This window comes from Kitasatospora sp. NPDC004614 (assembly GCF_042873675.1).
GTDB lineage: Bacteria > Actinomycetota > Actinomycetes > Streptomycetales > Streptomycetaceae > Kitasatospora.
Genome location: NZ_JBIALR010000004.1, coordinates 1 through 23,566, shown reverse-complemented (window position 1 = coordinate 23,566; position 23,566 = coordinate 1). Strand labels below are relative to the sequence as shown.

The following is a 23,566-nucleotide window of genomic DNA, read 5'->3' as shown; positions in this document are numbered from 1 at the left end:
CCGCATCAAACCGGCCACACCTCGGCCAGCACCTTCCGGGTGTCCGCCAGCAACTGCGGCAGCACCTTCGTGTGCCCCACCACCGGCATGAAGTTGGTGTCCCCACCCCAGCGCGGCACCACGTGCTGGTGCAGGTGCGCCGCGATCCCGGCCCCCGCCGCCGCACCCTGGTTCATCCCGATGTTGAACCCGTGCGCCCCCGACGCCGCCCGCAGCGCCGTCATCGCCTTCTTGGTGAACTCCCCGAGCTCCGCCGTCTCCGGCCCGTCCAACTCGGTGTAGTCCGCCACGTGCCGGTACGGCACCACCATCAAGTGCCCACCGTTGTACGGGTACAGGTTCAGCACCGCGAACACCGACTCGCCGCGCTGCACGATCAGCCCGTCCTCGTCGCTCAGCTTCGGGATCGAACAGAACGGGCAACCGTCGTCCGGAGCCGGCCCGGTGGGCTTGTTCTCCCCCTGGATGTACGCCATCCGATGGGGTGTCCAAAGGCGACGGAAGCCGTCCGGCTCCCCCACGCCCCGCTGCAGTTCCGGCTCACTCGTCATGCCCGCCAGCATATGCTCCGCACCTCGCGAACCAAGCAGTACGGGGCAGACTCCCGAAGGAGACTGCCCCGCAGGTCACGTCGGCTTACCGGTATCAGACCTGAACCCGGCTCCGCACCGCTTCGACGATCTCGGCGATCGCTTCGTCACGCGGCACGCCGTTCTTCTGCTCGCCGTTGCGGTACCGGAACGACACCGCGCCCGCCTCCACGTCGTCGTTGCCCGCGATCAGCATGTACGGGACCTTCGACTTCTGGGCGTTGCGGATCTTCTTCTGCATCCGGTCGTCCGAGGTGTCGACGTCCACCCGGATCCCGTGCTTCTTCAACTCGGCCGCCACGTCCAGCAGGTACGGCACGTGCTCGTCGGTGATCGGAATGCCGGTCACGGTGACCGGGGCCAGCCACGGCGGCATGGCGCCCGCGTAGTGCTCCAGCAGCACCGCGAAGAAGCGTTCGATCGAGCCGAACAGCGCACGGTGGATCATCACCGGCCGCTGCCGCGAGCCGTCCGCCGAGGTGTACTCGAGCTCGAAACGCTCCGGCAGATTGAAGTCGAGCTGGATGGTCGACATCTGCCAGGTACGGCCGATCGCGTCCCGCGCCTGGACCGAGATCTTCGGGCCGTAGAAGGCCGCGCCACCCGGGTCCGGCACCAGCGGCAGGCCCTGCTTCTCGGCCACGCTCGCCAGAACTGCGGTCGCCTCTTCCCACGCGTCGTCGCTGCCGACGAACTTCTCCGGGTCCTTGGTGGACAGCTCCAGGTAGAAGTCGTTCAGACCGTAGTCGCGCAGCAGGTCCAGCACGAAGGTCAGCGTGCGGTCCAGCTCGTCGGCCATCTGCTCGCGGGTGCAGTAGATGTGCGCGTCGTCCTGCGTGAAGCCGCGGGCGCGGGTCAGGCCGTGCACCACGCCGGACTTCTCGTACCGGTACACGGTGCCGAACTCGAAGAGGCGCAGCGGCAGTTCACGGTAGGAGCGGCCGCGCGCGTCGAAGATCAGGTTGTGCATCGGGCAGTTCATGGGCTTGAGGTAGTAGTCCGTGCCCTCGTCGAGCTGCATGGGGGGGTACATGCCGTCGGCGTACCAGTCGAGGTGGCCGCTGGTTTCGAACAGCTTCCCCTTGGTGGCGTGCGGGGTGTAGACGAACTCGTAGCCCTCTTCCTCGTGCCGCTTGCGCGAGTAGTCCTCCATGGTGCGGCGGATGATGCCGCCCTTGGGGTGGAAGACGGCGAGGCCGGAGCCGATCTGCTCGGGGATGGAGAACAGGTCGAGCTCGGTGCCGAGCTTGCGGTGGTCGCGCTTGGCGGCTTCCTCGAGGAAGTCGAGGTGGGCCTTCAGCTCTTCCTTGGTGGGCCACGCGGTGCCGTAGAGGCGCTGCAGCATGGGGTTTTTCTCGCTGCCGCGCCAGTACGCGGCGGCGGAGCGCATCAGCTTGAACGCCGGGATGTGCCGGGTGCTGGGCAGGTGCGGGCCGCGGCAGAGGTCGCCCCAGCAGACCTCGCCGGTCTTCGGGTCGAGGTTGTCGTAGATGGTGAGTTCGCCGGCGCCGACCTCGACGTCGGCGCCCTCGCCGGCGGTGGCGGCGGAGCCCTTGAGGCCGATCAGCTCGAGCTTGTAGGGCTCCTTGGCGAGCTCCTCGCGGGCGGCCTCGTCGGTGACCACGCGGCGGGAGAACTTCTGTCCCCGCTTGATGATCTCCTGCATGCGCTTCTCGATGGTCTTGAGGTCGTCCGGGTGGAACGGCTTCTCGACGTCGAAGTCGTAGTAGAAGCCGTCGCGGACGGGCGGGCCGATGCCGAGCTTGGCCTCCGGGAAGACCTGCTGGACGGCCTGGGCCATGACGTGCGCGGTGGAGTGCCGCAGGATGTCGAGGCCGTCGGGGCTGGAGATCTCGACGGGCTCGACCTCGTCGCCGTCCTGGACGGCGTAGGCGAGGTCCTTGAGCTGGCCGCCGACGCGGGCGGCGATCACGGCGCGGTCGTCGGCGAAGAGCTCGGCGGCCGTAGTGCCCGTGGTCACCACGCGCTCTTCCCGATCGGGTTCGCGGTTGATGATGATCCGGACGTCCGTCACCGGTCTCTCCTGACGTTCTGGCTATGGGGCGCAGCACAACCGCTGCGTTGTGCATGGTACCGAGCCGGGCCGGGTCCCTGTCGCCGAGGCCCGTGGCGGCCGCGGTGATCGTTCGATCACTTTCTGCCACAAAGGGGGCGTCCGGGACGGTTGACTTTCCGTCAACTGCGGTATCACTTGGACACGGCGCGGCGCTCCGCTGGTCCTCGGTGGCAGCGCCGCCCGGCAAGGGTTCGCGCGGCGTCTGAGGGGGCGTCATGCAACAGCTCCGTTCCTGGTTTCACGGTCCGCTGGCGTCCTTCGACACCGAGACCACGGGTGTGGATGTCGAGCGGGATCGGATCGTCTCGGCCGCCCTGGTGGTGCAGTCCGCCCCGGGCGGGGCGGCCGCCGTCCGCAGCTGGCTGGCGAATCCGGGTGTGCCCATCCCGGAGCAGGCCCGGGCCGTGCACGGCATTTCCGACGACCGGGTACGGGCGCACGGCCGTCCGCCGCGGACGGTGGCGGTGGAGGTGGCGCTCGCGCTGGCCGAGCAGTCCCGCGCGGGGGTGCCGCTGGTGGTGATGAACGCCCCGTACGACCTGACGCTGCTGGACCGGGAGTTGCGCCGGCACGGGGCGGGTTCGCTGACGGAGGTGCTGGGCGGAGCGGAGCTGCTGGTGCTGGATCCGCGGGTGCTGGACAAGCAGGTGGACCGCTACCGCAAGGGCCGGCGCACGCTGACTGACCTGTGCGGGCATTACGGGGTTTCGCTGGTGGGTGCGCACGACGCGGCGGCGGACGCGTTGGCGGCACTGGAGTTGGTGCGGGCGGTGGCGTCCCGGCACTCGGAGCGGTTGGGCGGGCTGTCCCCGGCGGAGCTGCATCTGCGGCAGGCGGTGTGGCACGCGTCGCAGGCCCGTGGTCTGGAGCGCTGGTTCGAGCGGGCGGGCACCCCGGAGCAGGTGGACACGGCGTGGCCGTTGCGGCCGGCCCGATGCCGGTGCGGCGAGCGCCTGGAGCCGGGCCATGCCTGCGAGTTGGCGGCCTGACGGGACGACAGCAACGCGGAAGGCCCCGACCTGGTGGTCGGGGCCTTCCGCGTTGTGCTCGGTGGGCGATACTGGGATCGAACCAGTGACCCCTTCGGTGTGAACGAAGTGCTCTCCCGCTGAGCTAATCGCCCGGGCAACGAGATGAACAGTAGCACCACTTGGGCCCGGGTATCCAATCCGTTCCCCGACGGCCCCCCAGATCCCGTGCCGGGCACGTCCGTTGAATGGCTTCCGTGCCGGGCGGGCCAGTTGAATGCCCGTCAGAACTCGGGCCGGGGAACGCGGAAAAGGCGCGGGGCCCCGACCTGATAAACAAGTCGGAGCCCCGCGCCTTTGCATTCCGGTGGGCGATACTGGGATCGAACCAGTGACCCCTTCGGTGTGAACGAAGTGCTCTCCCGCTGAGCTAATCGCCCGGGTGCAGAAAGAACATTACCCCATCTGCGCGGGTGCTCCGACCACCCCGCCCCCGTCGCGCCCGGTCCGCGTCCCGGGCCCCGACCAGCGGAGTCGGCGGGCCGGCCGGTGGAGGTCGTGGACGGGGCGGTGCTCCGGGCGGGTCCGGCGGCGGCAGCTTCGTGTGTTCCTCCAGCCGTCCGGCCGCAGGTCCGGTGCGACCGCCGGTAATCCGTGCCGTTACCGGGCCGGTCGGCAGCCGGTCGGGCCGTTCGGGGGATTCCGCAATGCGCCGGAAGGGGTACGACTCGCACCGGAATCGGGACAGACGGGTTTACACCGGGCTTTCAGGTGGGATGGTCCGTTCGCCGACGTGCGATTCCCCGAGCGCACACTGAGCGAAAGGCCCTGGCGCTTATGAACACCACGGTCAGCTGCGAGCTGCACCTGCGCCTCATCGTGTCCAGCGAGTCCTCACTGCCCGTCCCCGCGGGCCTGCGCTACGACACTGCCGACCCCTATGCCGTGCATGCGACGTTCCACACCGGAGCAGACGAGACCGTGGAGTGGGTGTTCGCCCGCGACCTCCTCGCGGAGGGGCTGCACCGACCGACCGGTACCGGCGACGTCCGGGTGTGGCCGTCCCGCAGCCATGGTCAAGGCGTGGTTTGCATCGCCCTGAGCTCTCCGGAAGGAGAGGCACTGCTGGAGGCCCCGGCCCGGGCGCTTGAGTCCTTCCTCAAGCGGACGGACGCCGCGGTGCCGCCCGGCACCGAACACCGTCACTTCGACCTCGACCGGGAGCTGTCCCACATCCTCGCCGAGAGCTGAACCCGAACGAGTTACGGCCCGCCGTCGCGCGGCGGCGGGATCGCCTCGATGCGCACCGTCCTACTCGGGGGCACGGTCGCAGTTCGCTGCCGCCCGCCGGCGGCCTCGGGGCCCGGCCCCGGGCGTTCCCTCCCACCGGAGCGGACGTCCGGGGCTAAGCCGCGTCCCGGCCCGAACGGCGGCCCGGGCCGGTAGAGTCGGGCCCCGCGTTGACCGACGCGGCGGTCCACGGGCCGCCGCCGCGTGAGGAGTTCCCACGTGCTGATCACCCATGACACCGAGTGCGCGCTGAGCATCCTGGTGGAGCTGCTGAACACCGCGCCGGAGGCCTGCGGCAGCGAGCAGCTACCCGATGTGGCGGCTCTGAGCGGCTTCGTGGTCCGGCAGGAGATCAGCGAGATTGACTCGCTCGGTCCGGCCGACCTGGCCTCGGTGCACGAGCTGCGCGACCGGCTGCGCGAGGTGTTCTCGGCCGGCACGGTCGAGCAGGCCGCGGAACTGGTCAACGCGCTGGTCGCCGACGCCGGGACGACGCCGCGGCTGACCAACCACGACCACCACGGCTGGCACATCCACTACTTCGCGCCGCACGCCGCGGTCGGCCGGCACCTGGCCGCCGAGCTCGGCATGGCGCTGGCGTTCATCGTGATGGCGGGCGAGCTGGAGCGGCTGCGCCGCTGCGAGGCGCCGGACTGCGCCCGGGTCTTCGTCGACCTGTCCCGCAACCGCTCCCGCCGCTACTGCGACAGCCGCACCTGTGGCAACCGGCTGCACGTGGCCGCGTACCGGGCCCGGCAGCGCTCGGCGGAGGCCGGGGCGGTGGCGGCGGCCGGACGCTGACGTCCGTCCGGGCTGGTCGGGGCCGGGGTCGGAGTGTGGACCTGGGAGACTTGTGGCATGAGCGATTCCCCCCTGCCCCGTGTCGAATTCTGGTGCGACCTGCTGTGCCCCGACTGCCGTACCGCGCTGGCGGACATCCGCGCGCTGCGTGACCGCTTCGGTGACGCGCTGACCGTCGAGCTGCGGCACTTCCCGCTGGAGAAGCACAAGTTCGCGTACCCGGCGGCGGAGGCCGCGACCGAGGCGTTCGAGCAGGGGCGCGGCTGGGAGTTCGTCGAGGCGCTGCTGGCCCGGATCGAGGACGTGGAGCGCGGCGGGGCGCAGGTGCTGGTGGAGATCGCCGGGTCGGTCGGGCTGGACGCGGACGAGGTCGACACCGCGCTGATCGACGGCCGTCACATGCTGCTGGTCGACTCGGACGTGGCCGAGGGCCGGGCGATCGGCGTTTCGGGCACCCCGACGTACGTGGTGGCCGGCAAGCGGCTGGACGGCGGCAAGTCCCAGGACGGGCTGCGCGAGCGCATCGTCGAGCTGCTGGGCGGCTGACCGCCCCGGCGTCCGTGACGGCGGGGCGGTCGGGCTTTCCCGGAGCGGCCGGGCTCAGAGCAGTGGCTTGCTGAGCCTGCGCAGCATGACCCGGTAGCCGAGCGATTCGTAGAGCGCGACCGCCACGCCGTTGTCGGAGAACACGTTGAGCCCCAGGTCGTGAACGCCTGCGGCGAGGCACTCGCGTTCGGCAAGGCGCATCAGGGTGCGGCCGTGGCCGTGGCCGCGCTGTTCGGCGGCGACCTCGACCAGCATCACCCAGGCCAGCGGGCGGCCGTCCGGCAGGCTGTTCAGGCGGAGGGCGACCCAGAGGCAGCCGAGCACGTTCCCGTCGGCGTCGAGGAGTTGGCGCAGCGCGGTGTCCGGGGTGTCCGGGCCGTCCGGCAGGGCGCGCTGGTGGTCGTGCTCCGATTTCGCGGTGGCTTCGGCGGCGCCGAGACCGGAGTCGATCAGCTCCTGCCGGTAGCCCGCGACCGCGGCCCGCTCCCAGGCGGGGTACTGTTCCGGGCCGATCCGGCGGTCCGTCAATCCTGCTGGCAGCTGCGGGAGTTCGGCGAGCGGCTTGATCATGTTGCGCATCCGCTCGGTGTAGCCGAGGGCGTGGGCCAGCCGCAGGCCGGCCTCCGCCTCCGCGGGCACCGTGATGTCGACCCGGGTGCAGCCCCAGGAGCGCAGCACTTCTTCGGCGGCGAGCGCGGCGACGGTGCCGCGGCCGCGGCGCCGGCCTTCGGTGACCTCGAGTTCGCTGATCTCGCCCGGGCAGAACCCTTCTCCGGGCCAGGCGGTCGTCCGCAGGCCGCCCACCGGATGTCCGTTCACCATGATGTGCCAGCGCCGCGTCCGCCCGTCGTTGGCCGCGGCCTCCTCGGCCCCGTCCGGTCGCAACGTGGTTGTCATACCAGCCCCCTTCCCTCCCCCACTGGGCTTCTACCGTCCCACACTGCCCGCCGGGAATGTGCTCAGACGGGGTCGGTGTTCCGGGCTGCGTGGTCGGCGAAGATCTCCATCGCCTTGCGGGTCACCGGGCCGATGGCGGGGAGGGTGCGGGTGTCGACGCGGGTGACGGCCTGGACGTCGCGGAGGGTGGAGGTGAGGAAGACCTCTTCGGCCTCGGCGAGGGCCTCGAGGGGGACGTCGGTCTCTTCGGCGCCGGTCCAGTCGATGACGAGTTGGCGGGTGATGCCGGCCAGGCAGCCGGAGGAGAGGGTGGGGGTGAGGAGGCGCCCATCGAGGACCAGGAAGACGTTGGAGCCGGTGCCTTCGCAGAGTTGGCCGGCGGTGTTGGCGAGGAGGGCTTCGCTGGCGTCGGCGCGGTGGGCGGCGGCGAGGGCGATGACGTTCTCGGCGTAGGAGGTGGTCTTCAGGCCGGTGACGGCGGAGTGTTCGTTGCGGCGCCAGGGGACGGTGACGACGGCGGTGGTGTCGGGGCGGCGCTCGGCGGAGCCGAGGGCGACGACCAACGTCGGTGCGCCGCCGCCGCGTTCGGAGCCGAGTGGGGCGCGGCCGCCGGTGTAGGTGATGCGCAGGCGGCCGAGCGGGAGCGGCTTCGCGGCGAGGACGGCGGCGCAGGCCTCGCGGACCTGGTCGTGGTCGGGGTCGGGGAGGCCGAGGCCGCGTGCGGAGCGGGTGAGGCGGTCGAGGTGGCGGGTGAGTGCGAAGAGTTGGCCGTGCTCGGCCTTGACGGTTTCGAAGACGCCGTCGCCGACGGTGAGTCCGTGGTCGAGGACGGAGAGGGTGGCCTCGTCCTCGGTGGTGAGGGTTCCGTTGACCCAGATCATCGGCGTCGTACTCCTTGCGCTCAGGCGGGGCTGCCGGTGGAGGCTATCGCCACCAGCCTGGCGGCTTTGAGCTCGGTTTCGTGCCATTCGCGGTCCGGGTCGGAGTCCCAGGTGATTCCGGCGCCGGTACCGAATTTGAGGACGGGCCGGCCGCTGTCCCGTTCGATCCAGAACGAGCGGATGCCGACGGCGAGTTCGGCCTCGCCGCGGTCGGCGTCGACCCAGCCGATGGCGCCGCAGTAGGGGCCGCGGGGGGCGGTCTCCAGGTCTCGGATGATGCGCAGCGCGCTGCTCTTGGGGGCGCCGGTGACGGAGCCGGGCGGGAAGGTGGCGTCGAACAGTTGCGGCCAGCCCGCGTCGGCGCGCAGACGTCCTTCGACGGTGGAGACGAGGTGGACCAGGCCGGGGTGCTTCTCGACGGCGCACAGGTCGGGGACGGTGACGGTGCCGGTGTCGCAGACCTGACCGAGGTCGTTGCGGACCAGGTCGACGATCATCACGTTCTCGGCGTGGTCCTTGTCGAGCAGGTCGTGTTCGGTGCGGCCGGTGCCCTTGATCGGGCCGGAGCGGACGGTGCGCCCGTGCCGGCTCAGGTACAGCTCGGGTGAGGCGGTGGCGATTTCGATGCCGTGCTCGGGGAGCCGGATCGTTCCCGCGTACGGCGCGGGGTTGTGAGCGGCGAGCAGGCCGGTAAGGGCGTCGATGTCGGTGCGCCCGGGGTCGGGCAGGGGTGCGCTCAACACCCGGCAGAGGTTGGCCTGGTAGACCTCGCCGGCGGCGATGTGTTCGCGGATGCGGCGCACTCCGGCGCGGTAGGCGTCGGCGTCGAGGGAGGTGTGCCAGCTGTCCGGGGCGGGGCCGTGCCAGTTGTGGGTGGCCGGCGGGGCCGGGTCGGGGCGGACGTCGTCGAACCGGGCGCAGGTGAGGCGGCCCTCGAAGTCGTGGGCGACGGCCCAGAATCCGCCGCGGTCGAGGGCGGTGGGGTCGTGGGTGACTTCCCGCAGGCCGGTGGCGAGGCGTCCGGCGAAGCGGGCCATCGGCTGGTGGGGGCTGAGCGGGGCGGTGCGGCCGGACACGGTTCTCCTGCGCGGATTGCGGTGCTGCCCGTTGCGCCCGCGCGGGCGCGGGCGTGGGCGCCGGGGGATCGCCCCGGTACCGAAAGTCTAGGTCGGAGGCCTGCTGGAACGTTCCGGCCGAGCCCGACGCTTGGGCATCCGGCGGCCACCCCCGCGCCACGCTGCGGGAACGGATTTTTCAGCTGGGCCGGGGATCCGCTAGAGTTCAACACGTCGCCAGGGAGCGCAGCCGGGAAAAACCGGAAGAGCTTCCAGGGAGACAGGCGGACGTGGCTCAGTTGGTAGAGCATCACCTTGCCAAGGTGAGGGTCGCGAGTTCGAATCTCGTCGTCCGCTCGACGGAGAACAGGTAAGGTCGTTCTCCAAGAGGAACAGGTAAGATCGTTCCTCGCATGTTGCCTGGTGGAGTGGCCGAGAGGCGAGGCAACGGCCTGCAAAGCCGTGTACACGGGTTCAAATCCCGTCTCCACCTCCAAGAGGTATCGCCCGGTTTCGACCGGGTGGTCCTCCCTGCGCGATTAGCTCAGCGGGAGAGCACTACCTTGACACGGTAGGGGTCACTGGTTCAATCCCAGTATCGCGCACTGATCTTCGGATCTTTGATCTTCGGATCATCCCCGCGCGATTAGCTCAGCGGGAGAGCACTACCTTGACACGGTAGGGGTCACTGGTTCAATCCCAGTATCGCGCACCACAGGCAAGGCTCCTCGGAGCGCCTGACACCCCCGCGCGATTAGCTCAGCGGGAGAGCACTACCTTGACACGGTAGGGGTCACTGGTTCAATCCCAGTATCGCGCACTGATCTTCGGATCTTTGATCTTCGGATCATCCCCGCGCGATTAGCTCAGCGGGAGAGCACTACCTTGACACGGTAGGGGTCACTGGTTCAATCCCAGTATCGCGCACCAGACATGAGAGCCGCCGTCCGATATTCGGACGGCGGCTCTCGGCATTTGCGGCAGCGGGCAGGTGCGGCAACAGCCGGGCGTGGCAGCGGACATGGGAATGGCCGGGAACAACACGCCCTCACCGACGTGTTGTTCCCGGCCACCGGGTGAGCCGGAGCTGCAGCCTGCGCCACTCATTTCGTCCGTCCACGACTTGATGAGGGTTGCTCCGGCCGGCGAAGACCCCTACCCCATTGGGGGTCAGCGCCCGATCAGGTCGGCGACCGCTTGGGTCTGCGTCGCCAGTTGGTCCCACGCCCCGAACAGGGCCATCAGCAGGATCGCGCAGGGCAGGGCGATGGCAAGGGCGACCATCGGGTGCCGGGTCTCCGCGGGGTGCGGGGACAGGGGCCGGCGGCGAGGGGCTCTGTTGAGCGGTGCCATGTCTGCTGTGCTCCTGCCGGGCTGCGGTGCTGCGGTCGGGTCGGGGACGGGTGGTGCTGCTTGGCAGCGAGGACGGTCATTCTCGGGGGACGAGCGGGGCCGTCCTCGCTGTGAACAACGGTAGGCGGGACGGCTTTCCGGGTCGTCATGCCGTCGTACTGTTCCGATCGCCTCCGCTGGTAGGAGGAGGGATGGGGCGGTGTACGCCTGGAGGCGGAGACGGGAGTACGCCGACCCCTTAGGCGACCCTGACAGCGCCCCTTGGGGGACGGCCGGATTGCCGGTGGAGCAAGGGATTTGGGGGTGCGCCAGCGACCCTGATCTGACAATCCGACCGGCGGTTCCAGTGTTGCGTGTCGGCACGGGGCCGCTACCAGTCCGTAAGCTGTGCCGAGACAGTTGTCTGACGATGCCCCAAATCCGACGGGGCCTCACCCCACAGGCTGACGGAACGGGAACGGGTACGGGCAAATGGCAATGATGCGGCTGCGGCGTGAGGACCCCCGCATCGTCGGCCCGTACCGGCTGCACCGGCGGCTGGGTGCCGGCGGGATGGGCGTGGTCTTCCTCGGTTCGGACCGGAAGGGGCAGCGGGTCGCGCTGAAGCTGATCCGCGCCGAACTCGCGGAGGACGCCGAGTTCCGCACCCGGTTCGCCCGGGAGATCGCGGCGGCCTCCCGGATCCGCGGCGGCTGCACGGCCCGGGTGATGGGCTCCGACATCGAGGCCGACCGACCGTGGCTGGCCACCGCGTACGTGCCCGGGCCGTCGCTGTACAAGCAGGTCTCCGAAGAAGGCACGCTGGCCTGGCCGGACGCCGCGCGGATCGGCGCGGCGCTGGCCGACGGGCTGGTGAAGGTGCACGAGGCAGGGGTGGTGCACCGCGACCTCAAGCCGTCGAACATCCTGCTCTCCCCCAAGGGCCCGCGAATCATCGACTTCGGCATCGCCTGGTCGCGCGGCGCGTCCACCCTCACACACGTCGGCACCGCCGTCGGCTCGCCGGGCTTCCTGGCGCCCGAGCAGGTGCGCGGCGCGGCCGTGACACCCGCCACCGACGTGTTCGCGTTCGGGGCGACGCTGGCCTTCGCGCTGACCGGGGAGTCGCCGTTCGGGTCGGGCGCCTCCTCCGAAGTGATGCTGTACCGGGTGGTGCACGAGGAACCGGACCTGACCGGGATTCCGCCGGTGCTGGCCCCGGTGGTGCGGGCCTGCCTGGCCAAGGAGCCGTCCGAACGCCCGCCTGCGGCCGCGCTGCACGAGCGCCTGAGCGAACTCGCCGCGCGCGGCCCCGGCGGCCGGGCCGCCCGGGCCGCGGCCCTGGCCGAGGAGCAGGCCGCACCCGCGCCCGCCGCCCCGGCCGGAAACCCGGCGGGCGGACGGCCGGACGGTGCGCCGGTGCGCCGCGCGGCCGGCCCGCAGGGCGCCCCGGTGCCCGGCGCGGGCCGGCGGCCCGCCGACCCCGCACGTGCCTCGGCCGGTGCGCCGCCCGTCCGCCCGGCGCCCGTCCCAGCGCCGAATGCGGACGGTGCGGCAGTAGCGGCCGCGATGCCCCGGCCGGAGGTGCATCCGGACGCCCGCACCGAGCGGGTGCGGCGCCCGGTCCGGGACGGCGACACGGTGCGCGAGCGCCGGCCCGCCGCCCCCGCCGGGCGGGAGCGCACCCCCGTGCCCGGCCGCGACCGCACTCCCCCGCCCGGGCGCCCCGCGGGCCCCGCCCGGCCGACCGCGCGTCAACGGCTGATGCGCCAGCGGCTGGTGGTGTTCGTCACCGTGACGCTCGGGGTCGCGCTGGCCATCGCGGTCGCGCAGGGCTGCGAGAGCCGCGCCACCCACAGCCTCGGGCCGACGCCGACCGCGACCGCCCCCGTGAAGCCGACCTCGGGCGCGACGCTGTCGGTGGACGGCGTGAACACCGTCGGCCACAGCGGCTCGGGTCTGGGCCCGGCGCTCGGCAGCCCGCCGCCCGTGGACTGGCTCAACCGCAGCTACCAGGACCCGTCCGGCGGCCCGGGGATCCAGCTGCGCGACGGCCACTCGACCGACGCGGGCGCGCCCGTCACGCTGACCGCCGTGCTGCCGGCCCGCTTCCGGGACGCCCAGGCGACGCTGGTGGTGCTGCGCCGGGGCGAGGGCTCCGTCCCGACCGACCTGGTGCAGCTGTACGGCTTCACCGGCGACGCCCCGGTGCTGATCGCCGGCCGGACGTCCGCCGCCAACCCGGAGGCCGGGGCGGTGTGGCGGGTGGAGAACGGCGCGCTGATCCGCGAGGAGCGGGTGGACCGCACCGGCGCGGTCTCCTCGACCCGGTACACCGTCCGCCCGGACGGCAGCCTGGAGGAGTCCTTCCCGGGCGCGGGCGTCTCCGGGAACTGAAGCCACCGCTCAACTGCCGGTGACGGTCTGTCAGTGCCCGGCGGGAGCATGTGCCGCATGATGTGGACGACCGACGCGATGCATGTCGCGTACTGCCAGTATTTCCTGTACGGCCCGGAACTGCCGGACGGCTGGGACGCGCACGCGCTGGCCCGGCTGTTCCACGGCAACGGGGTGGCGGCCGGGTGCCCTGACCACCTGACGGTGCTGTGCGGCACCCACACCGGGCTGATCCGGCTCGGCGTGGAGCGCGCGGTCGAACGGCCCGCGGAGCCCGGGCCGGAGTGGGAGAGCGCCGTGGAGCTGTCGCTGTACAGCAGCGGCGAGCTGCGGCTGCGGGCCTGGGACGGCGTGGACATCGCCGAGGCCGGCAACCTGGCGCACGCCGGCCGCGGCTGGTACCGGGTCCGGGTGCAGACCCGGGGCCGCGACCGCGGCCGGGAGACCGACACCGCTGCCCGCCCCGTCGAAGAACACCGCCTGACGATCTGGCCCGCTCCCCCGGCCCCCGACCTGGTGCTGCGGGTCGGCGACCTGACGGGCCGCCGCCACCACGATCCGCGCCGGCCGGCCCCGCAGCCGATATCGCCTCCGGCGGCGCGTCGCGCGGCCTGACCGGTCATCGGGCGGCCGCGGCGGATAATGATCCGCGGAAATCGGGCGAGACCGGGAGGTACGGGAGCAATGGCGCTGGTCGCGGGTGTGCGGGTCAAGCTGGTGACGGAGCTGGCGCTGGGAGACGCGTCCGGGGACGGGGAGACGGTGGGTCTGCTCCTGCTGGGGGCGGGCATCGAGGGCACCGTCGAGCGCGTGGTCGGGGAGGTGACGGCGCCCGAGGAGGTCCGCGAGTACGAGCGGCTGCGGGCGCTGCACGACGACTACGGGCACACCATGCCCACCGAGAGCCTCAAGCAGTTGGAGAACGAGATCGCCAAGCTGGTACCGCACTGGGAGGCGTTCCAGGTGCGGGGGCCGCGCTCGTCGGTCCGGGTCCGCTTCGACAACGGGTTCGTGCTGGACGGGGCCGACGAGGCGGTGCTGACGGCTCTCTAGAACCGGTCGTTCTCCTCCCAGTCGTACCAGCCGTCACCCATCGGGATGTAGTGGCCCTTCTTGGCGGGCGGGGTGGTACCGGGCGGGAAGTACGCGTAGCCGTGGGCGGCGAACGTGCCGCTGCCGCCGATGGCGAACTTCACGCCGCCGCCGACGAATTCGGTCCCGATGACGCGGTAGCCCGCGACCCAGCCCCGGTCTGCCGTGCCGGTGGCCAGGGCGTGGTCGGCCCAGTCGGTGAGCGCCGGGCGGGCCAGCGCGAAGCGGGCCTCGGCCGGGTCGGCCTGGGTGACCGTCAGCGCGGTGGCGGCGACCAGCAGCGGGGCCACGGCCCAGCGCCAACGGCCGGACGGGGACTCGGCGTTGCGGGCGACGGGCCACTGCTGCCACAGCAGCCAGGCGAGCGGCAGGCCGACCAGCGTCAACCCGCCGACGCCGAGCAGGCCGAGGTCCCAGCCCGGGACGCTGAAGCCCAGCACGACGGCGGCGCAGCCCAGCGCGAGGCCGAGCAGCGCGCTGACGCCGGGGCGGCGCGGGCGGGTGAACGGCCTTTCGACCGTCGCGCCGACCACCACGACGGCGATCAGCACGAACGGGAACGCGACCGGCAGGAGGATCAGGGGTGCGGCCATCGGAATCACCGTGAGCGCCGACAGGAACATCCCGCCCATCATGGCGGCGAACGTCATCGCGAGGTGCAGTCCTCCCTCGGGCAGCGCCACGACGGCGGTCAGCAGCGCGGCCAGCAGCAGCGGGCCGCGGTAGCCGGGGAGTGTGAGGCGGCGGAGCGCGACGGTGCGGTCGATGATCATGGCCGCATGTCTACCGCAGAAACCGTGCCGGGCGGAAGCCTCAACTTCCGTTGCGGGGACGGGACTCAGCCGTGGTTGACCGCGTAGAACGCGATCGCGGCGGCGGCGCCGACGTTGAGGGAGTCGATGCCGTGTGCCATCGGGATGCGGACCCGCTGGTCGGCGGCGGCGAGGGCCTTCGGGGTGAGGCCGTCGCCCTCGGCGCCCAGCATCAGGGCCGCCCTGGGGAGGAGATGGGACTTGGCGACCGTGAAGTCCTCGGCGCCGGACGGGGTGAGCGCGAGCAGTTCGAAGCCGGCCTCGCGGACGGCAGCGAGAGAATCCGGCCACGGGTCGAGGCGGGCGTACGGGACGGAGAACACCGCGCCCATGGACGTCTTCACGGCGCGGCGGTAGAGCGGGTCGGCGCAGTCCGGGGAGAGCAGCACGGCGTCCATGCCGAGAGCGGCCGCCGAGCGGAAGATCGCGCCGAGGTTGGTGTGGTCGACCAGGCCCTCCAGCACCGCGACGCGGCGTGCGCCGTCGAGGACTTCGGCGGCGGTCGGGAGGGGCTTGCGTTCCATTGAGGCGAGGGCGCCGCGGTGAACGTGGTAGCCGGTCACCTGCTCGGCGAGAGCGGGTTCGACGAGGTGCACGGGTGCGTCGGTCTCGGCGATCACGTCGCCCATCACGCCGAGCCACTTCGCGGTGAGCAGCATCGACCGCATCCGGAAGCCGGCGGCGAGGGCGCGGCGGATCACCTTCTCGCCTTCAGCGATGAAGAGGCCTTCGGCCGGTTCGCGGCGGCGGCGCAGCTCGACGTCGGTGAGGTCGGTGTAGTCGCTCAGCCGGGGGTCGGCGGCGTCGGTGACGGTGATGGGCTCGGACATTGGACGATTTTCGCATGTGGGAGAGCGTCGGCGGTTCGGGGGCGGGCGGGGAGGGGGACCAGAGACGGCGGAACGCAAAGCGCCCCGTTGATCACTCGCAGACTTGGCCCCGCCGTTCCCCGGGCCCCTGGTTTCGCACCCATCAGCCCCCTGAGGGGGCTCTCACTCCCCCAGGACGTTGACCACGTCGCCGATGACGATGACCGCCGGGGGCTTGATGCCCTCCGTCAGGACGGTTTCGCCGATGGTGGCGAGGGTGGCGTCGATGCGGCGCTGGGCGGCGGTGGTGCCCTCCTGGACGACGGCGACCGGGGTGTCTGCGGGGCGCCCGTGCTTCAGCAGCTCCGCGGCGATCTTGGCGATCTTGTCGACGGCCATCAGGAGGACCAGGGTGCCGGTCATGCCGGCGACGGCCTGCCAGTTGGTGAGGGAGCGTTCGCCGGGGCCGACGTGGCCGGAGATGACGGTGAACTCGTGGGTGAGGCCGCGGTGGGTGACGGGGATGCCCGCGGCGGCGGGGACGCTGATCGAGGAGGAGATGCCGGGGACGACGGTGACGGGCACGCCGGCGTCCAGGCAGGCGAGGAGTTCTTCGCCGCCGCGGCCGAAGACGTACGGGTCGCCGCCCTTGAGGCGGACCACGAACTTGCCGGCCTTGGCGTGTTCGATCAGCGTCGCGTTGATCGCCTCCTGGGCCATGTAGCGGCCGTAGGGGATCTTGGAGGCGTCGATCACCTCGACGTGCGGCGGGAGTTCGGCGAGGAGTTCGCGCGGGGCGAGCCGGTCGGCGACGACGACGTCGGCGTCGGCGAGGAGGCGGCGGCCGCGGACCGTGATCAGGTCGGGGTCGCCGGGGCCGCCGCCGACCAGGGCGACGCCGGCGCCGCGGGCGCGGTACTGGCGGGCGGCGAGGGAGCCGTCGCGGAGGCCGGCGACGATGGAGTCGCGCAGTGCGGCGGAGTGCCGGGGGTCGCCGGTGAGGACGGCGACGGTCGCGCCGGCGTCGTGGCCGGAGGCGGGCGTCCAGGCGGTGGCGGCGGAGGCGTCGTCGCTGCGGGAGCAGAACACCCGCAGGCGCTCGGCCTCGGCGGAGACGGCGGTGTTGACGTCCGGGTCGTCGGTGGCGACCAGCACGTACCAGGTGTCGGCGAGGTCGCCGTCCGCGTACGGGCGCTGGTGCCAGGTGAGTTCACCGGCGTCGGCCATCGCGGAGACGGCCGGGGTGGTGGCCGGGGATATCAGGTGCAGGTCGGCGCCGGCGGCGATCAGCGCGGGCAGGCGGCGCTGGGCGACCTGGCCGCCGCCGATCACCACGACGCGGCGGCCGGCCAGTAGCAGCCCGACGGGGTACGGGGTGAGGCCCTGGGTGGACGGGTGCGGGTGCGGCGCGGTCATCGGCGGAGCTCCTGGGTGGGCGGCGGTGCGAGTCCCGTACCGGGCCGGGGTACGGGCCGACGGGCCACCCCCTGGGTGCGAGGGGCGGCCCGTCTGGTGGATCAGGCCTTCTCGGTGACTCCGGCGGAGTCGAAGGTGGCTACATCGTGCATCGCCCGGGCGGCGCTCTGCACCAGCGGCAGGGCGAGCAGGGCACCGGTGCCCTCGCCCAGACGCAGGTCCAGGTCGATGAGCGGACGCAGGCCGAGCCTGGCGAGCGCGGTCTGGTGGCCCGGCTCGGCGGAGCGGTGGCCCGCGATGCAGGCGGACAGCACCTCCGGCGCGATGGCCTTGGCGACCAGCGCGGCCGAGCCGGCGATCACGCCGTCCAGGATCACCGGGATGCGCAGCGAGGCCGCGCCGAGCAGGAAGCCCGCCAGCGCGGCGTGCTCCAGCCCGCCGACGGCGGCGAGCACGCCGATCGGGTCGGCCGGGTCCGGCTTGTGCAGCTCCAGGGCCTGCCGGACCACCTCGACCTTGCGGGCGTGGGTGGCGTCGTCGATGCCGGTGCCGCGCCCGGTCACCTCGGCCGGGTCGGTGTCGGTGAACACCGAGATCAGCGCGGCGGAGGCGGTGGTGTTGGCGATGCCCATGTCGCCGGTGATCAGCACCTTGTTGCCGGCCGCGACCAGGTCGCGGGCGGTCTCGATGCCGACCTCGATCGCGCGCACCGCCTCGTCCCGGCTCATCGCCGGGCCCTGCGTCATGTCGTCGGTGCCGGGCTTGACCTTGCGCGGCAGCAGGCCGGTGGTGCGGCCCTGCTGGATGGCGTCCGGGAGTTCGGCCGCAACGCCGACGTCCACCACGCACACCTCGGTGCCGACCTGCGCGGCGAACGCGTTGACCACCGCTCCCCCGGCCAGGAAGTTCCCGACCATCTGCGCGGTGACCTCCTGCGGCCACGGCGTCACGCCCTGGGCGTGCACCCCGTGGTCACCCGCGAAGATCGCCACACAACCCGGCTCCGGGATCGGCGGCGGGCACTGGCGGGCCAGGCCGGACAGCTGCGCCGCGATGATCTCCAGCACGCCGAGCGACCCGGCGGGCTTGGTCATCCGCTTCTGCCGGTCCCACGCCTCGCCGAGCGCCTTGGCGTCCAGCGGACGGATGTTGCGCAGCGTGTCGGACAGCAGGTCGTGCGGCTCCTCGCCGGGCAGCGCGCGGTTGCCGTACTGCTCCTCGTGCACCACCCAGGACAGCGGGCGCTTCTTCGCCCAGCCCTGCTGCTGCAGTTCCGGCTCGTCCGGGAACGCGTCCACGAAGCCGACGCACAGGTAGGCGACGACCTCCAGGTGCTCGGGCAGGCCGAGCTCGCGGACCAGCTCCTCGTCGTCGAAGAAGCTCACCCAGCCGACGCCCAGCCCCTCGGCGCGGGCCGCCAGCCACAGGTTCTCCACCGCCAGGGCCGCCGAGTACGGGGCCATCTGCGGCTGGGTGTGGCGGCCCAGCGTGTGCCGGCCGCCGCGGGTGCGGTCGGCGGTCACCACGATGTTGACCGGCGTCTCGAGGATCGCCTCGATCTTGATTTCCTTGAACTGCTTCGCCCGGCCCTTGGGCAGCGAGTCCGCGTACGCCTCGCGCTGACGCTCCGCCAGCTCGTGCATCTTCCGGCGGGTCTTCGCGGACCGGATCACCACGAAGTCCCACGGCTGCGAGTAGCCGACGCTCGGCGCGGTGTGCGCCGCCTCCAGCACCCGGATCAGCACCTCGTGCGGGATCGGGTCCGGCCGGAAGCCGTTGCGGACGTCGCGGCGCTCGCGGATCACCTGGTGCACGGCCTCGCGGCTCGCGTCGTCGAAGCCGGGGGCGGCGGGGCCGCGGGGCTCCTCCGGGACGGGGGTGACATCGGCGTCGGGGGTGGGGGTGGAGTCGGTTTCCGGGGCGGGGGCCTCGACGGCGGATTCGGCGTCGGGGGCTGAGACGGGGGCGGGGTCCGCGGTGGGCTCGGCCGCTGCTTCGGCGTCGGCCGGGGCCTCGGGGGCTTCGGCGGCCTCCGGGGCTTCCTCGGACTTGGCGGCCTCGGGAGCCTCGGCGGGCTCCGGCGCGGTCTCCGGTTCGGCGGCAGGCTCGGCGACGGGCTCGGCGACGGGCTCTGCCTCGGCGGCGGGCTCGGGCTCGGTAGCGGGCTCGGCCTCGACCTCGGGGGTCGGCTCGGCGGCCGGTTCCGGGGTCTCGGCGGCCAGCTGCTCGGCAACGGCCGGGGTCTCGGCCTCCGCAGCCGCCTGAACGGGCGCGGCAGGCACCGCTCCCTCGGTCGGCGCGGCGGCCTCGGTGGCCTCCGCGGTCTCGGCAACCTCGGCGGCGGGCTGCGGCTCGGCCGACGGCGTCTCGGGGGTCAGCAGCGGCAGACCGGCGGGCGCGGCGAGGAACGCCGAGATGCGGCGGTGCGCACCCCGTCCGGCCGACTTGGTGGCCTGCGCGGGGATCGGCTGCTCCGCGGCCTCGCCCTCGGCCGCCTCCGTCTGGGCGGCCTGCGGCGCGGGCTCCTCGGTGGTGGCGGCTTCCGGCTGCTCCTCGGTGGCGGCTTCCGGCTGCTCGGCCGACGGGGTTTCGGCAGCGGCGGCCTCGGCCTGCGGCTCCGACGGCGCGTCAGCCGCCTCGGCCACGACCGGCTCGACGGCGACCGGCTCGACCGCAACGGGCTCGGCGGACACAGTCTCGGCAGCCGGCTGGGCCTCGGGCTCGGCGGCGGGCGCCTCAGCAGCCGGGGCGTCCGCGGCCGGTGCTTCGGCAGCCGGTTCCTCGGCAGTCGGCGTCTCCGCCGGGGCCGCCTCGGCAGCGGGCGCCTCGGCCACGACCGGCTCAGCGGCGACCGGCTCAGCGGCGACCGGCTCGGCGGCGGGCTGCTCGGCGGCAGCCGGGGCCTCGGGGGCCGGGGTGGTCTCGGCGGTGGGCGCCGGGGCGTTCGCGGGTGCGGTGGGCTCGACCGGCTCGACGAACACGGGCGTCAGGTTGGCGGCGGGCGCGGGGATCGCCACGGCCTCCGGCGCCGGCTGTGCGGGGGCCTCGGCGGCAGCGGGCGCGGGCTCGGTGACGACCGGTTCGGCCACGACGGGGGCGACCGCGATCGGTTCGGCGGCCACCGGCTCGACGGCGATCGGCTGCGCGGCGGCGGCCTCCGGCTCGGCGGCGGGCGCTTCCTCGGCGGGGGCGACCGGCTCGGCGACGGCTGCGGCAGCGGCGGCCTCCACCACGTGCGGCTGCACGGACGCGGGCACCTGCGCGGCAGTCGGCGCGGGTGCGGTCGCCTGGGCGGGCACCGGCACCGGCTGGGCCTGCACGGCCTGCGGCTGGACCGGTTGCTGCACCGTTTCGGCGTTGACCACGGGCACCCCGAAGGCGGGCGTGCCGCCGGGGGTGGACGGGCCGCGGTCGGCCAGCGAGCGGACCGGGACCTGGCCGGTCATCAGCGACGGGTCCGGGATCGGCGGGCCGGCGTGCAGCGGGCGGCGCTGGTGAGGAGGGGTCAGCAGCGGGGCCGCGGCGGGCTGCGCCTGCGGGGTACCGGCTGCGGGGGCGCTCTCCGCCACGGGCTCGGCGGTGAGCACCGGCGGGGCGACCGGCGGCCAGGACGGCGCGACGGGGGTGCCGGGCGGCTGCTCGGCGACCGGCTCGGCGACGGCGGCCTCGGCGGCTGCCGGGGCGTCAGCGGGCCCGGCCGCCTCGGCGGTGCCGTTCACGGCGTCGCCCCAGGCGGTCTGGGGGCCGGGCATCAGCAGGACGTCGTCGTCCTCGTCGCCGTCGGGCTGGTCGAGGAAGGTGTAGGCGGGCCGCTGCTCGCCGTGCCATCCGGCGGCGGCAGGCGGAAGGGGCGCGCCGAGGTGGTGCTCCGGGGCGGACCCGCCGGGCCCGGGTTCGGGCGCGAGGGGACCGGCGTGGGGGGCGTGGCCGCCGTCGGTCATGTCAATGCTCCTTCCAGGCCGCTTGCGCGTCCTTGGCGGGTGTCCCGGAGGTCCCGCCCACTTCGCCGGGGCGGAGCCGCACCGACCCGTCCCTTACTCCATCGGTCGTCACCCTCAGGGGTGGCGTGCCATCAGAAACAACGACAGCCCCGAGCAACCGGCACGACGGCACGGCCGCTTTCGGACGCTCACGGCATTCTTCCGGGCTGGTGCGCACCGCGTCGAATGCCCGCGAAGCGGGCTGTTCGGGTTGCAGTGCGTCAAATCGGCAGTAATCATGCCTGATCGGACACGGTGCTGCCGTGACGAATTGCGCCCCGGGGAAACCCTACCGGCCGCGACCGAACCGTTCTCGAAACCTTGTCCGGATGCGACGGGGATCACCGTACCGTCCGGGTCTGACGGTCAGTCGCGCGGTTCGGCCCAGATCAGCAGGGTGTAGTCGCCGCGCCCGAAGGAGGGTCCGGCGCCGCCGGCCGGTTCGGCGCGCAGCGGGGCCGATTGGAGCAGCAGTCCGTCGGTGCGGTAGCCGGCGGTGTCGAGGATCTGCCGGGTCTCGCCGGCTTCGGCGAGGCTGCGGGCGACGGCGACGACGCGTTCGGGTCGGCGGTCGACGACGGCGCGGACCATGACGGGTCCGCCGTGTTCGACGGCGACGGCGTCGGGTTCGGGGAGGGCGCCGAGGACGTCGGGTCCGGTGCCGGTGGCGGTTTCGATCTCGACGCCGGCCTTGCGGGCGTTGGCGGCTATCCGGGCGCAGTCGGAGGGTTCGGCTTCGACGGCGACGACGGCGGCGCCGAACCGGGCGGCTTCGACGGCGAGTGCGCCGTCGCCCGCGCCGACGGTCCAGAGCAGGTCGCCGGGGGTGGGTGCGAGGCGGGCGAGGGCGAGCGCGCGGACGTGCGGGGGCAGTGCGCGGGGGCGCCTGGTGTCGGCGTCCGCGCCGGCGTACGCCCGGTTGGGAAGCGCCCAGCCGCGCTGCGGTCCGGGGTGGTCGAGGGGTTTGCCGGCCAGCCAGCCCGAAGCGGCCTCGGTGGGCGGGACGTTGCCGATGACCAGGACGACGGAGGGGTCGCGCCAGTCGTGGTCGGGGACGCGTTCGGAGGTGAGGACGGTGACGTCCTCCTCGGGGGTGCCGAGGGCTTCGCAGACCACGAAGGTGCGGGGGACGCCGCGCAGCATCAGGGCGAGTTCGCTGGGTCCGGCACCGGCGGTGGTGAGGACGGCGACCTTGGGGTGGGCGCGGCAGACGTTGGCGGCGCGGCGCAGTCGTCCGCCGTGGGCGGAGACCACCTGGGCGTCCTCCCAGGGCATGCCGGCCCGGGCGAAGGCGGCGGCCACCGAGGAGACGGCGGGCAGCACTTCGAGTTCGAGTCCGTATTCGGGGCGGCGCAGGGTGCGGACGACGCCGAAGAAGCCGGGGTCGCCCTCGGCGACGACGACGGCGGTGCCGCGGTGGTCGGCGAGGCGGCGGGCGGCGGCCCGCAGGTCGGCGAGGCCGATGCGTTCGGCGCGTTCGGGGACGGGGAGTGCGGCGAGCTGGTAGCCCGCTCCGGCGACCAGGGTGGCGGCGGCGAGTGCGCCGGCGGCTGCCTGGGTCAGTGGGGTGCCGTCCCACCCGATGACCGTGATCCGGTCAGCCATCTGCGGCTGTTCTCCCTATGCCGTGTTCCGCCCCTGGTGGGTGCGCCGGTGGCGGATTCCGCCGTCGGTGTTCCCTGGGCAGAGGCTACCGCCTGCCGGGGGTGTGCGGAGCAGGGGCACGCGCCCGGGGGCGCGTTCAGTGGCGCAGGGCACAGAACGCGTCGGTGGCGCGGCGCGGGTCAGTGGCGCAGCGCGTGGTGCTGGTCGGCGGGGTGGGCGGGTTCGGGCGGGTCGAGGTCCTCGGGGAGGAGGCTCCACACGATCAGGTCGGTGTGTTCCTCCGGGCCGGGGCCCCATTCGCCGCCGCGGACTATCGCGGCGTTGCGCAGGACGCCTTCGCTGATCGCGCCGGTTTTCTGGGCGACCTGCTGGGCGGCGGTGTTGCCGGCGGCGGTGCGCAGTTCGAGGCGTTGGAAGCCGCGGTCCTCGAACAGCCACTGGGCGGTGCCGAGGACGGCTTCGGGGGCGTAGCCCTCGCCGCGGGCCCAGGGGGCGGTGATGTACCGGACCTCGGTGGCGCGCAAGTGCCAGTCGGTGCGGTCGAGTTCGAGGAGTCCGACCAGGCGCTGGGTGAGGTGTTCGGTGACGGCGAAAACGATTCCGCGTCCCCCGGTGCGGCGCTCGGGTGCCTGGCGGGTGATCAGGTCGTGGGCGTCGGCCTGGGTGTAGGGCCGGGGGTACTCGGACCAGATCTGGACGAGTTCGTCGGAGAGCATGGTGATCAGGCCGGGGGCGTCCTGGTCCTCAAGGGCGCGCAGCAGCAGCCTTTCGGTGCTGATGGCTGTCTCGGGGAAGTTCGCAACCATGCCGTCTCTCCTCGCCGGGTCGTGGACACACCGTACGCCCCGCCCTTGTCGGGCGTGTCAGCGTACCTGTTCCGCTCCTGACAGCTGGTCGGGGGGGGGGGGCCCCCCGGGGGGGGGGGGGGCGCCCCCCGGGGCCCCCCCGGGGGGGGGGGGGGCCGGCCCCGGGGGGGGCGGGGCCCCGGGAGTTTGTTGGGGGTTTTTTTTTTTTGGGG

General features: G+C 73.0%; 19 protein-coding genes and 8 tRNA genes. 13 read left to right on the top strand and 14 right to left on the bottom strand.

Annotated features, from left to right (window positions below; translation table 11 throughout):
* Nucleotides 1–5: 5 nt before the first annotated feature.
* The gene (locus tag ACFYST_RS12260; RefSeq protein ID WP_043908607.1) at nt 6–563 is read right to left on the bottom strand and encodes an HIT domain-containing protein; all 558 of its coding nucleotides are present in this window, start codon (nt 561–563) and stop codon (nt 6–8) included.
* Between the two features lie 82 nt (nt 564–645).
* Nucleotides 646–2,625, bottom strand: a complete 1,980-nt coding sequence (gene thrS, locus ACFYST_RS12255; protein WP_387861598.1) for a threonine--tRNA ligase — start codon at nt 2,623–2,625, stop codon at nt 646–648.
* Between the two features lie 257 nt (nt 2,626–2,882).
* On the opposite strand from thrS, the gene ACFYST_RS12250 reads away from it, so the two are divergent.
* Entirely contained in the window at nt 2,883–3,656 is a 774-nt protein-coding gene (locus tag ACFYST_RS12250) for a 3'-5' exonuclease (RefSeq protein WP_387861596.1), read from the top strand.
* Nucleotides 3,657–3,718: 62 nt separating this feature from the next.
* Here the strand turns inward: ACFYST_RS12250 and ACFYST_RS12245 are convergent.
* Nucleotides 3,719–3,790 (bottom strand) — tRNA-Val (locus ACFYST_RS12245).
* 213 nt (nt 3,791–4,003) lie between these two features.
* Nucleotides 4,004–4,075 (bottom strand) — tRNA-Val (locus ACFYST_RS12240).
* Between the two features lie 397 nt (nt 4,076–4,472).
* Here ACFYST_RS12240 and ACFYST_RS12235 point away from each other — a divergent pair.
* From ACFYST_RS12235 to ACFYST_RS12225, 3 genes are all read left to right on the top strand, one after another.
* Nucleotides 4,473–4,886, top strand: a complete 414-nt coding sequence (locus tag ACFYST_RS12235; protein ID WP_030056266.1) for an SsgA family sporulation/cell division regulator — start codon at nt 4,473–4,475, stop codon at nt 4,884–4,886.
* Between the two features lie 258 nt (nt 4,887–5,144).
* Nucleotides 5,145–5,726, top strand: coding sequence for a CGNR zinc finger domain-containing protein (locus tag ACFYST_RS12230; RefSeq protein ID WP_387642944.1), 582 nt, complete (start codon nt 5,145–5,147; stop codon nt 5,724–5,726).
* A 57-nt stretch (nt 5,727–5,783) separates the two neighbouring features.
* The gene (locus tag ACFYST_RS12225; RefSeq protein WP_387642945.1) at nt 5,784–6,272 is read left to right on the top strand and encodes a DsbA family protein; all 489 of its coding nucleotides are present in this window, start codon (nt 5,784–5,786) and stop codon (nt 6,270–6,272) included.
* Between the two features lie 54 nt (nt 6,273–6,326).
* Here ACFYST_RS12225 and ACFYST_RS12220 read toward each other — a convergent pair whose 3' ends face one another.
* The 3 genes from ACFYST_RS12220 to ACFYST_RS12210 form a co-directional block, all read right to left on the bottom strand.
* Nucleotides 6,327–7,169: a GNAT family N-acetyltransferase gene (locus tag ACFYST_RS12220; RefSeq protein WP_387642946.1), complete on the bottom strand. Its 843-nt coding sequence runs from the start codon at nt 7,167–7,169 to the stop codon at nt 6,327–6,329.
* A 62-nt stretch (nt 7,170–7,231) separates the two neighbouring features.
* Nucleotides 7,232–8,050 (bottom strand): aminotransferase class IV, encoded by an 819-nt coding sequence (locus ACFYST_RS12215; protein WP_387642947.1) that lies wholly within the window; start codon nt 8,048–8,050, stop codon nt 7,232–7,234.
* 20 nt (nt 8,051–8,070) lie between these two features.
* Nucleotides 8,071–9,087: a chorismate-binding protein gene (locus tag ACFYST_RS12210; RefSeq protein WP_387643042.1), complete on the bottom strand. Its 1,017-nt coding sequence runs from the start codon at nt 9,085–9,087 to the stop codon at nt 8,071–8,073.
* Between the two features lie 302 nt (nt 9,088–9,389).
* Between ACFYST_RS12210 and ACFYST_RS12205 the strand changes: the two genes are divergently transcribed.
* From ACFYST_RS12205 to ACFYST_RS12180, 6 genes are all read left to right on the top strand, one after another.
* A tRNA-Gly gene (locus ACFYST_RS12205) sits at nt 9,390–9,462 on the top strand.
* Between the two features lie 65 nt (nt 9,463–9,527).
* Nucleotides 9,528–9,601: transfer RNA gene (locus ACFYST_RS12200), tRNA-Cys, on the top strand.
* A gap of 37 nt (nt 9,602–9,638) precedes the next feature.
* Nucleotides 9,639–9,710: transfer RNA gene (locus ACFYST_RS12195), tRNA-Val, on the top strand.
* A gap of 35 nt (nt 9,711–9,745) precedes the next feature.
* A tRNA-Val gene (locus ACFYST_RS12190) sits at nt 9,746–9,820 on the top strand.
* A gap of 33 nt (nt 9,821–9,853) precedes the next feature.
* Nucleotides 9,854–9,925, top strand: a tRNA-Val gene (locus ACFYST_RS12185).
* 35 nt (nt 9,926–9,960) lie between these two features.
* Nucleotides 9,961–10,035, top strand: a tRNA-Val gene (locus ACFYST_RS12180).
* A 240-nt stretch (nt 10,036–10,275) separates the two neighbouring features.
* Here the strand turns inward: ACFYST_RS12180 and ACFYST_RS12175 are convergent.
* Complete coding sequence (locus ACFYST_RS12175; RefSeq protein WP_387642948.1) at nt 10,276–10,458, bottom strand: hypothetical protein; 183 nt, start codon at nt 10,456–10,458, stop codon at nt 10,276–10,278.
* A gap of 471 nt (nt 10,459–10,929) precedes the next feature.
* Here ACFYST_RS12175 and ACFYST_RS12170 point away from each other — a divergent pair, with 471 nt between their 5' ends.
* From ACFYST_RS12170 to ACFYST_RS12160, 3 genes are all read left to right on the top strand, one after another.
* Nucleotides 10,930–12,834 carry a serine/threonine-protein kinase gene (locus ACFYST_RS12170; RefSeq protein WP_387861595.1) on the top strand — a complete coding sequence of 635 codons (1,905 nt, stop codon included), beginning with the start codon at nt 10,930–10,932 and terminating at the stop codon, nt 12,832–12,834.
* 57 nt (nt 12,835–12,891) lie between these two features.
* Entirely contained in the window at nt 12,892–13,449 is a 558-nt protein-coding gene (locus ACFYST_RS12165; protein WP_387861593.1) for a hypothetical protein, read from the top strand.
* 69 nt (nt 13,450–13,518) lie between these two features.
* A complete protein-coding gene (locus ACFYST_RS12160) occupies nt 13,519–13,887 on the top strand; it encodes a hypothetical protein (RefSeq protein WP_387642951.1) in 369 nt (122 codons plus the stop codon).
* Here the strand turns inward: ACFYST_RS12160 and ACFYST_RS12155 are convergent.
* The 6 genes from ACFYST_RS12155 to ACFYST_RS12130 form a co-directional block, all read right to left on the bottom strand.
* Nucleotides 13,884–14,699, bottom strand: coding sequence for a hypothetical protein (locus tag ACFYST_RS12155; protein ID WP_387861592.1), 816 nt, complete (start codon nt 14,697–14,699; stop codon nt 13,884–13,886). The two genes, ACFYST_RS12160 and ACFYST_RS12155, sit on opposite strands and share 4 nt — an antisense overlap.
* 65 nt (nt 14,700–14,764) lie before the next feature.
* Nucleotides 14,765–15,568, bottom strand: a complete 804-nt coding sequence (locus ACFYST_RS12150; RefSeq protein WP_387861591.1) for a TrmH family RNA methyltransferase — start codon at nt 15,566–15,568, stop codon at nt 14,765–14,767.
* A 162-nt stretch (nt 15,569–15,730) separates the two neighbouring features.
* Nucleotides 15,731–16,963, bottom strand: coding sequence for a uroporphyrinogen-III C-methyltransferase (gene cobA, locus ACFYST_RS12145; protein ID WP_387861589.1), 1,233 nt, complete (start codon nt 16,961–16,963; stop codon nt 15,731–15,733).
* A gap of 101 nt (nt 16,964–17,064) precedes the next feature.
* A complete protein-coding gene (gene cobT, locus ACFYST_RS12140; protein WP_387861588.1) occupies nt 17,065–20,904 on the bottom strand; it encodes a nicotinate-nucleotide--dimethylbenzimidazole phosphoribosyltransferase in 3,840 nt (1,279 codons plus the stop codon).
* 405 nt (nt 20,905–21,309) lie between these two features.
* On the bottom strand, nt 21,310–22,548 hold the full coding sequence (cbiE, locus tag ACFYST_RS12135) for a precorrin-6y C5,15-methyltransferase (decarboxylating) subunit CbiE (protein WP_387642956.1): 1,239 nt from the start codon (nt 22,546–22,548) through the stop codon (nt 21,310–21,312).
* A gap of 179 nt (nt 22,549–22,727) precedes the next feature.
* Nucleotides 22,728–23,354, bottom strand: coding sequence for a GNAT family N-acetyltransferase (locus ACFYST_RS12130; protein WP_387642957.1), 627 nt, complete (start codon nt 23,352–23,354; stop codon nt 22,728–22,730).
* Nucleotides 23,355–23,566: the final 212 nt, after the last annotated feature.

Coding starts and splice junctions, on each gene's coding strand:
- ACFYST_RS12260 (WP_043908607.1), bottom strand. CDS start 563: ATGCTGGCGGGCATGACGAGTGAGCCGGAACTGCAGCGGGGCGTGGGG.
- ACFYST_RS12250 (WP_387861596.1), top strand. CDS start 2,883: ATGCAACAGCTCCGTTCCTGGTTTCACGGTCCGCTGGCGTCCTTCGAC.
- ACFYST_RS12235 (WP_030056266.1), top strand. CDS start 4,473: ATGAACACCACGGTCAGCTGCGAGCTGCACCTGCGCCTCATCGTGTCC.
- ACFYST_RS12225 (WP_387642945.1), top strand. CDS start 5,784: ATGAGCGATTCCCCCCTGCCCCGTGTCGAATTCTGGTGCGACCTGCTG.
- ACFYST_RS12220 (WP_387642946.1), bottom strand. CDS start 7,169: ATGACAACCACGTTGCGACCGGACGGGGCCGAGGAGGCCGCGGCCAAC.
- ACFYST_RS12215 (WP_387642947.1), bottom strand. CDS start 8,050: ATGATCTGGGTCAACGGAACCCTCACCACCGAGGACGAGGCCACCCTC.
- ACFYST_RS12210 (WP_387643042.1), bottom strand. CDS start 9,087: ATGGCCCGCTTCGCCGGACGCCTCGCCACCGGCCTGCGGGAAGTCACC.
- ACFYST_RS12175 (WP_387642948.1), bottom strand. CDS start 10,458: ATGGCACCGCTCAACAGAGCCCCTCGCCGCCGGCCCCTGTCCCCGCAC.
- ACFYST_RS12170 (WP_387861595.1), top strand. CDS start 10,930: ATGGCAATGATGCGGCTGCGGCGTGAGGACCCCCGCATCGTCGGCCCG.
- ACFYST_RS12165 (WP_387861593.1), top strand. CDS start 12,892: ATGATGTGGACGACCGACGCGATGCATGTCGCGTACTGCCAGTATTTC.
- ACFYST_RS12160 (WP_387642951.1), top strand. CDS start 13,519: ATGGCGCTGGTCGCGGGTGTGCGGGTCAAGCTGGTGACGGAGCTGGCG.
- ACFYST_RS12155 (WP_387861592.1), bottom strand. CDS start 14,699: ATGATCATCGACCGCACCGTCGCGCTCCGCCGCCTCACACTCCCCGGC.
- ACFYST_RS12150 (WP_387861591.1), bottom strand. CDS start 15,568: ATGTCCGAGCCCATCACCGTCACCGACGCCGCCGACCCCCGGCTGAGC.
- cobA (WP_387861589.1), bottom strand. CDS start 16,963: ATGACCGCGCCGCACCCGCACCCGTCCACCCAGGGCCTCACCCCGTAC.
- cobT (WP_387861588.1), bottom strand. CDS start 20,904: ATGACCGACGGCGGCCACGCCCCCCACGCCGGTCCCCTCGCGCCCGAA.
- cbiE (WP_387642956.1), bottom strand. CDS start 22,548: ATGGCTGACCGGATCACGGTCATCGGGTGGGACGGCACCCCACTGACC.
- ACFYST_RS12130 (WP_387642957.1), bottom strand. CDS start 23,354: ATGGTTGCGAACTTCCCCGAGACAGCCATCAGCACCGAAAGGCTGCTG.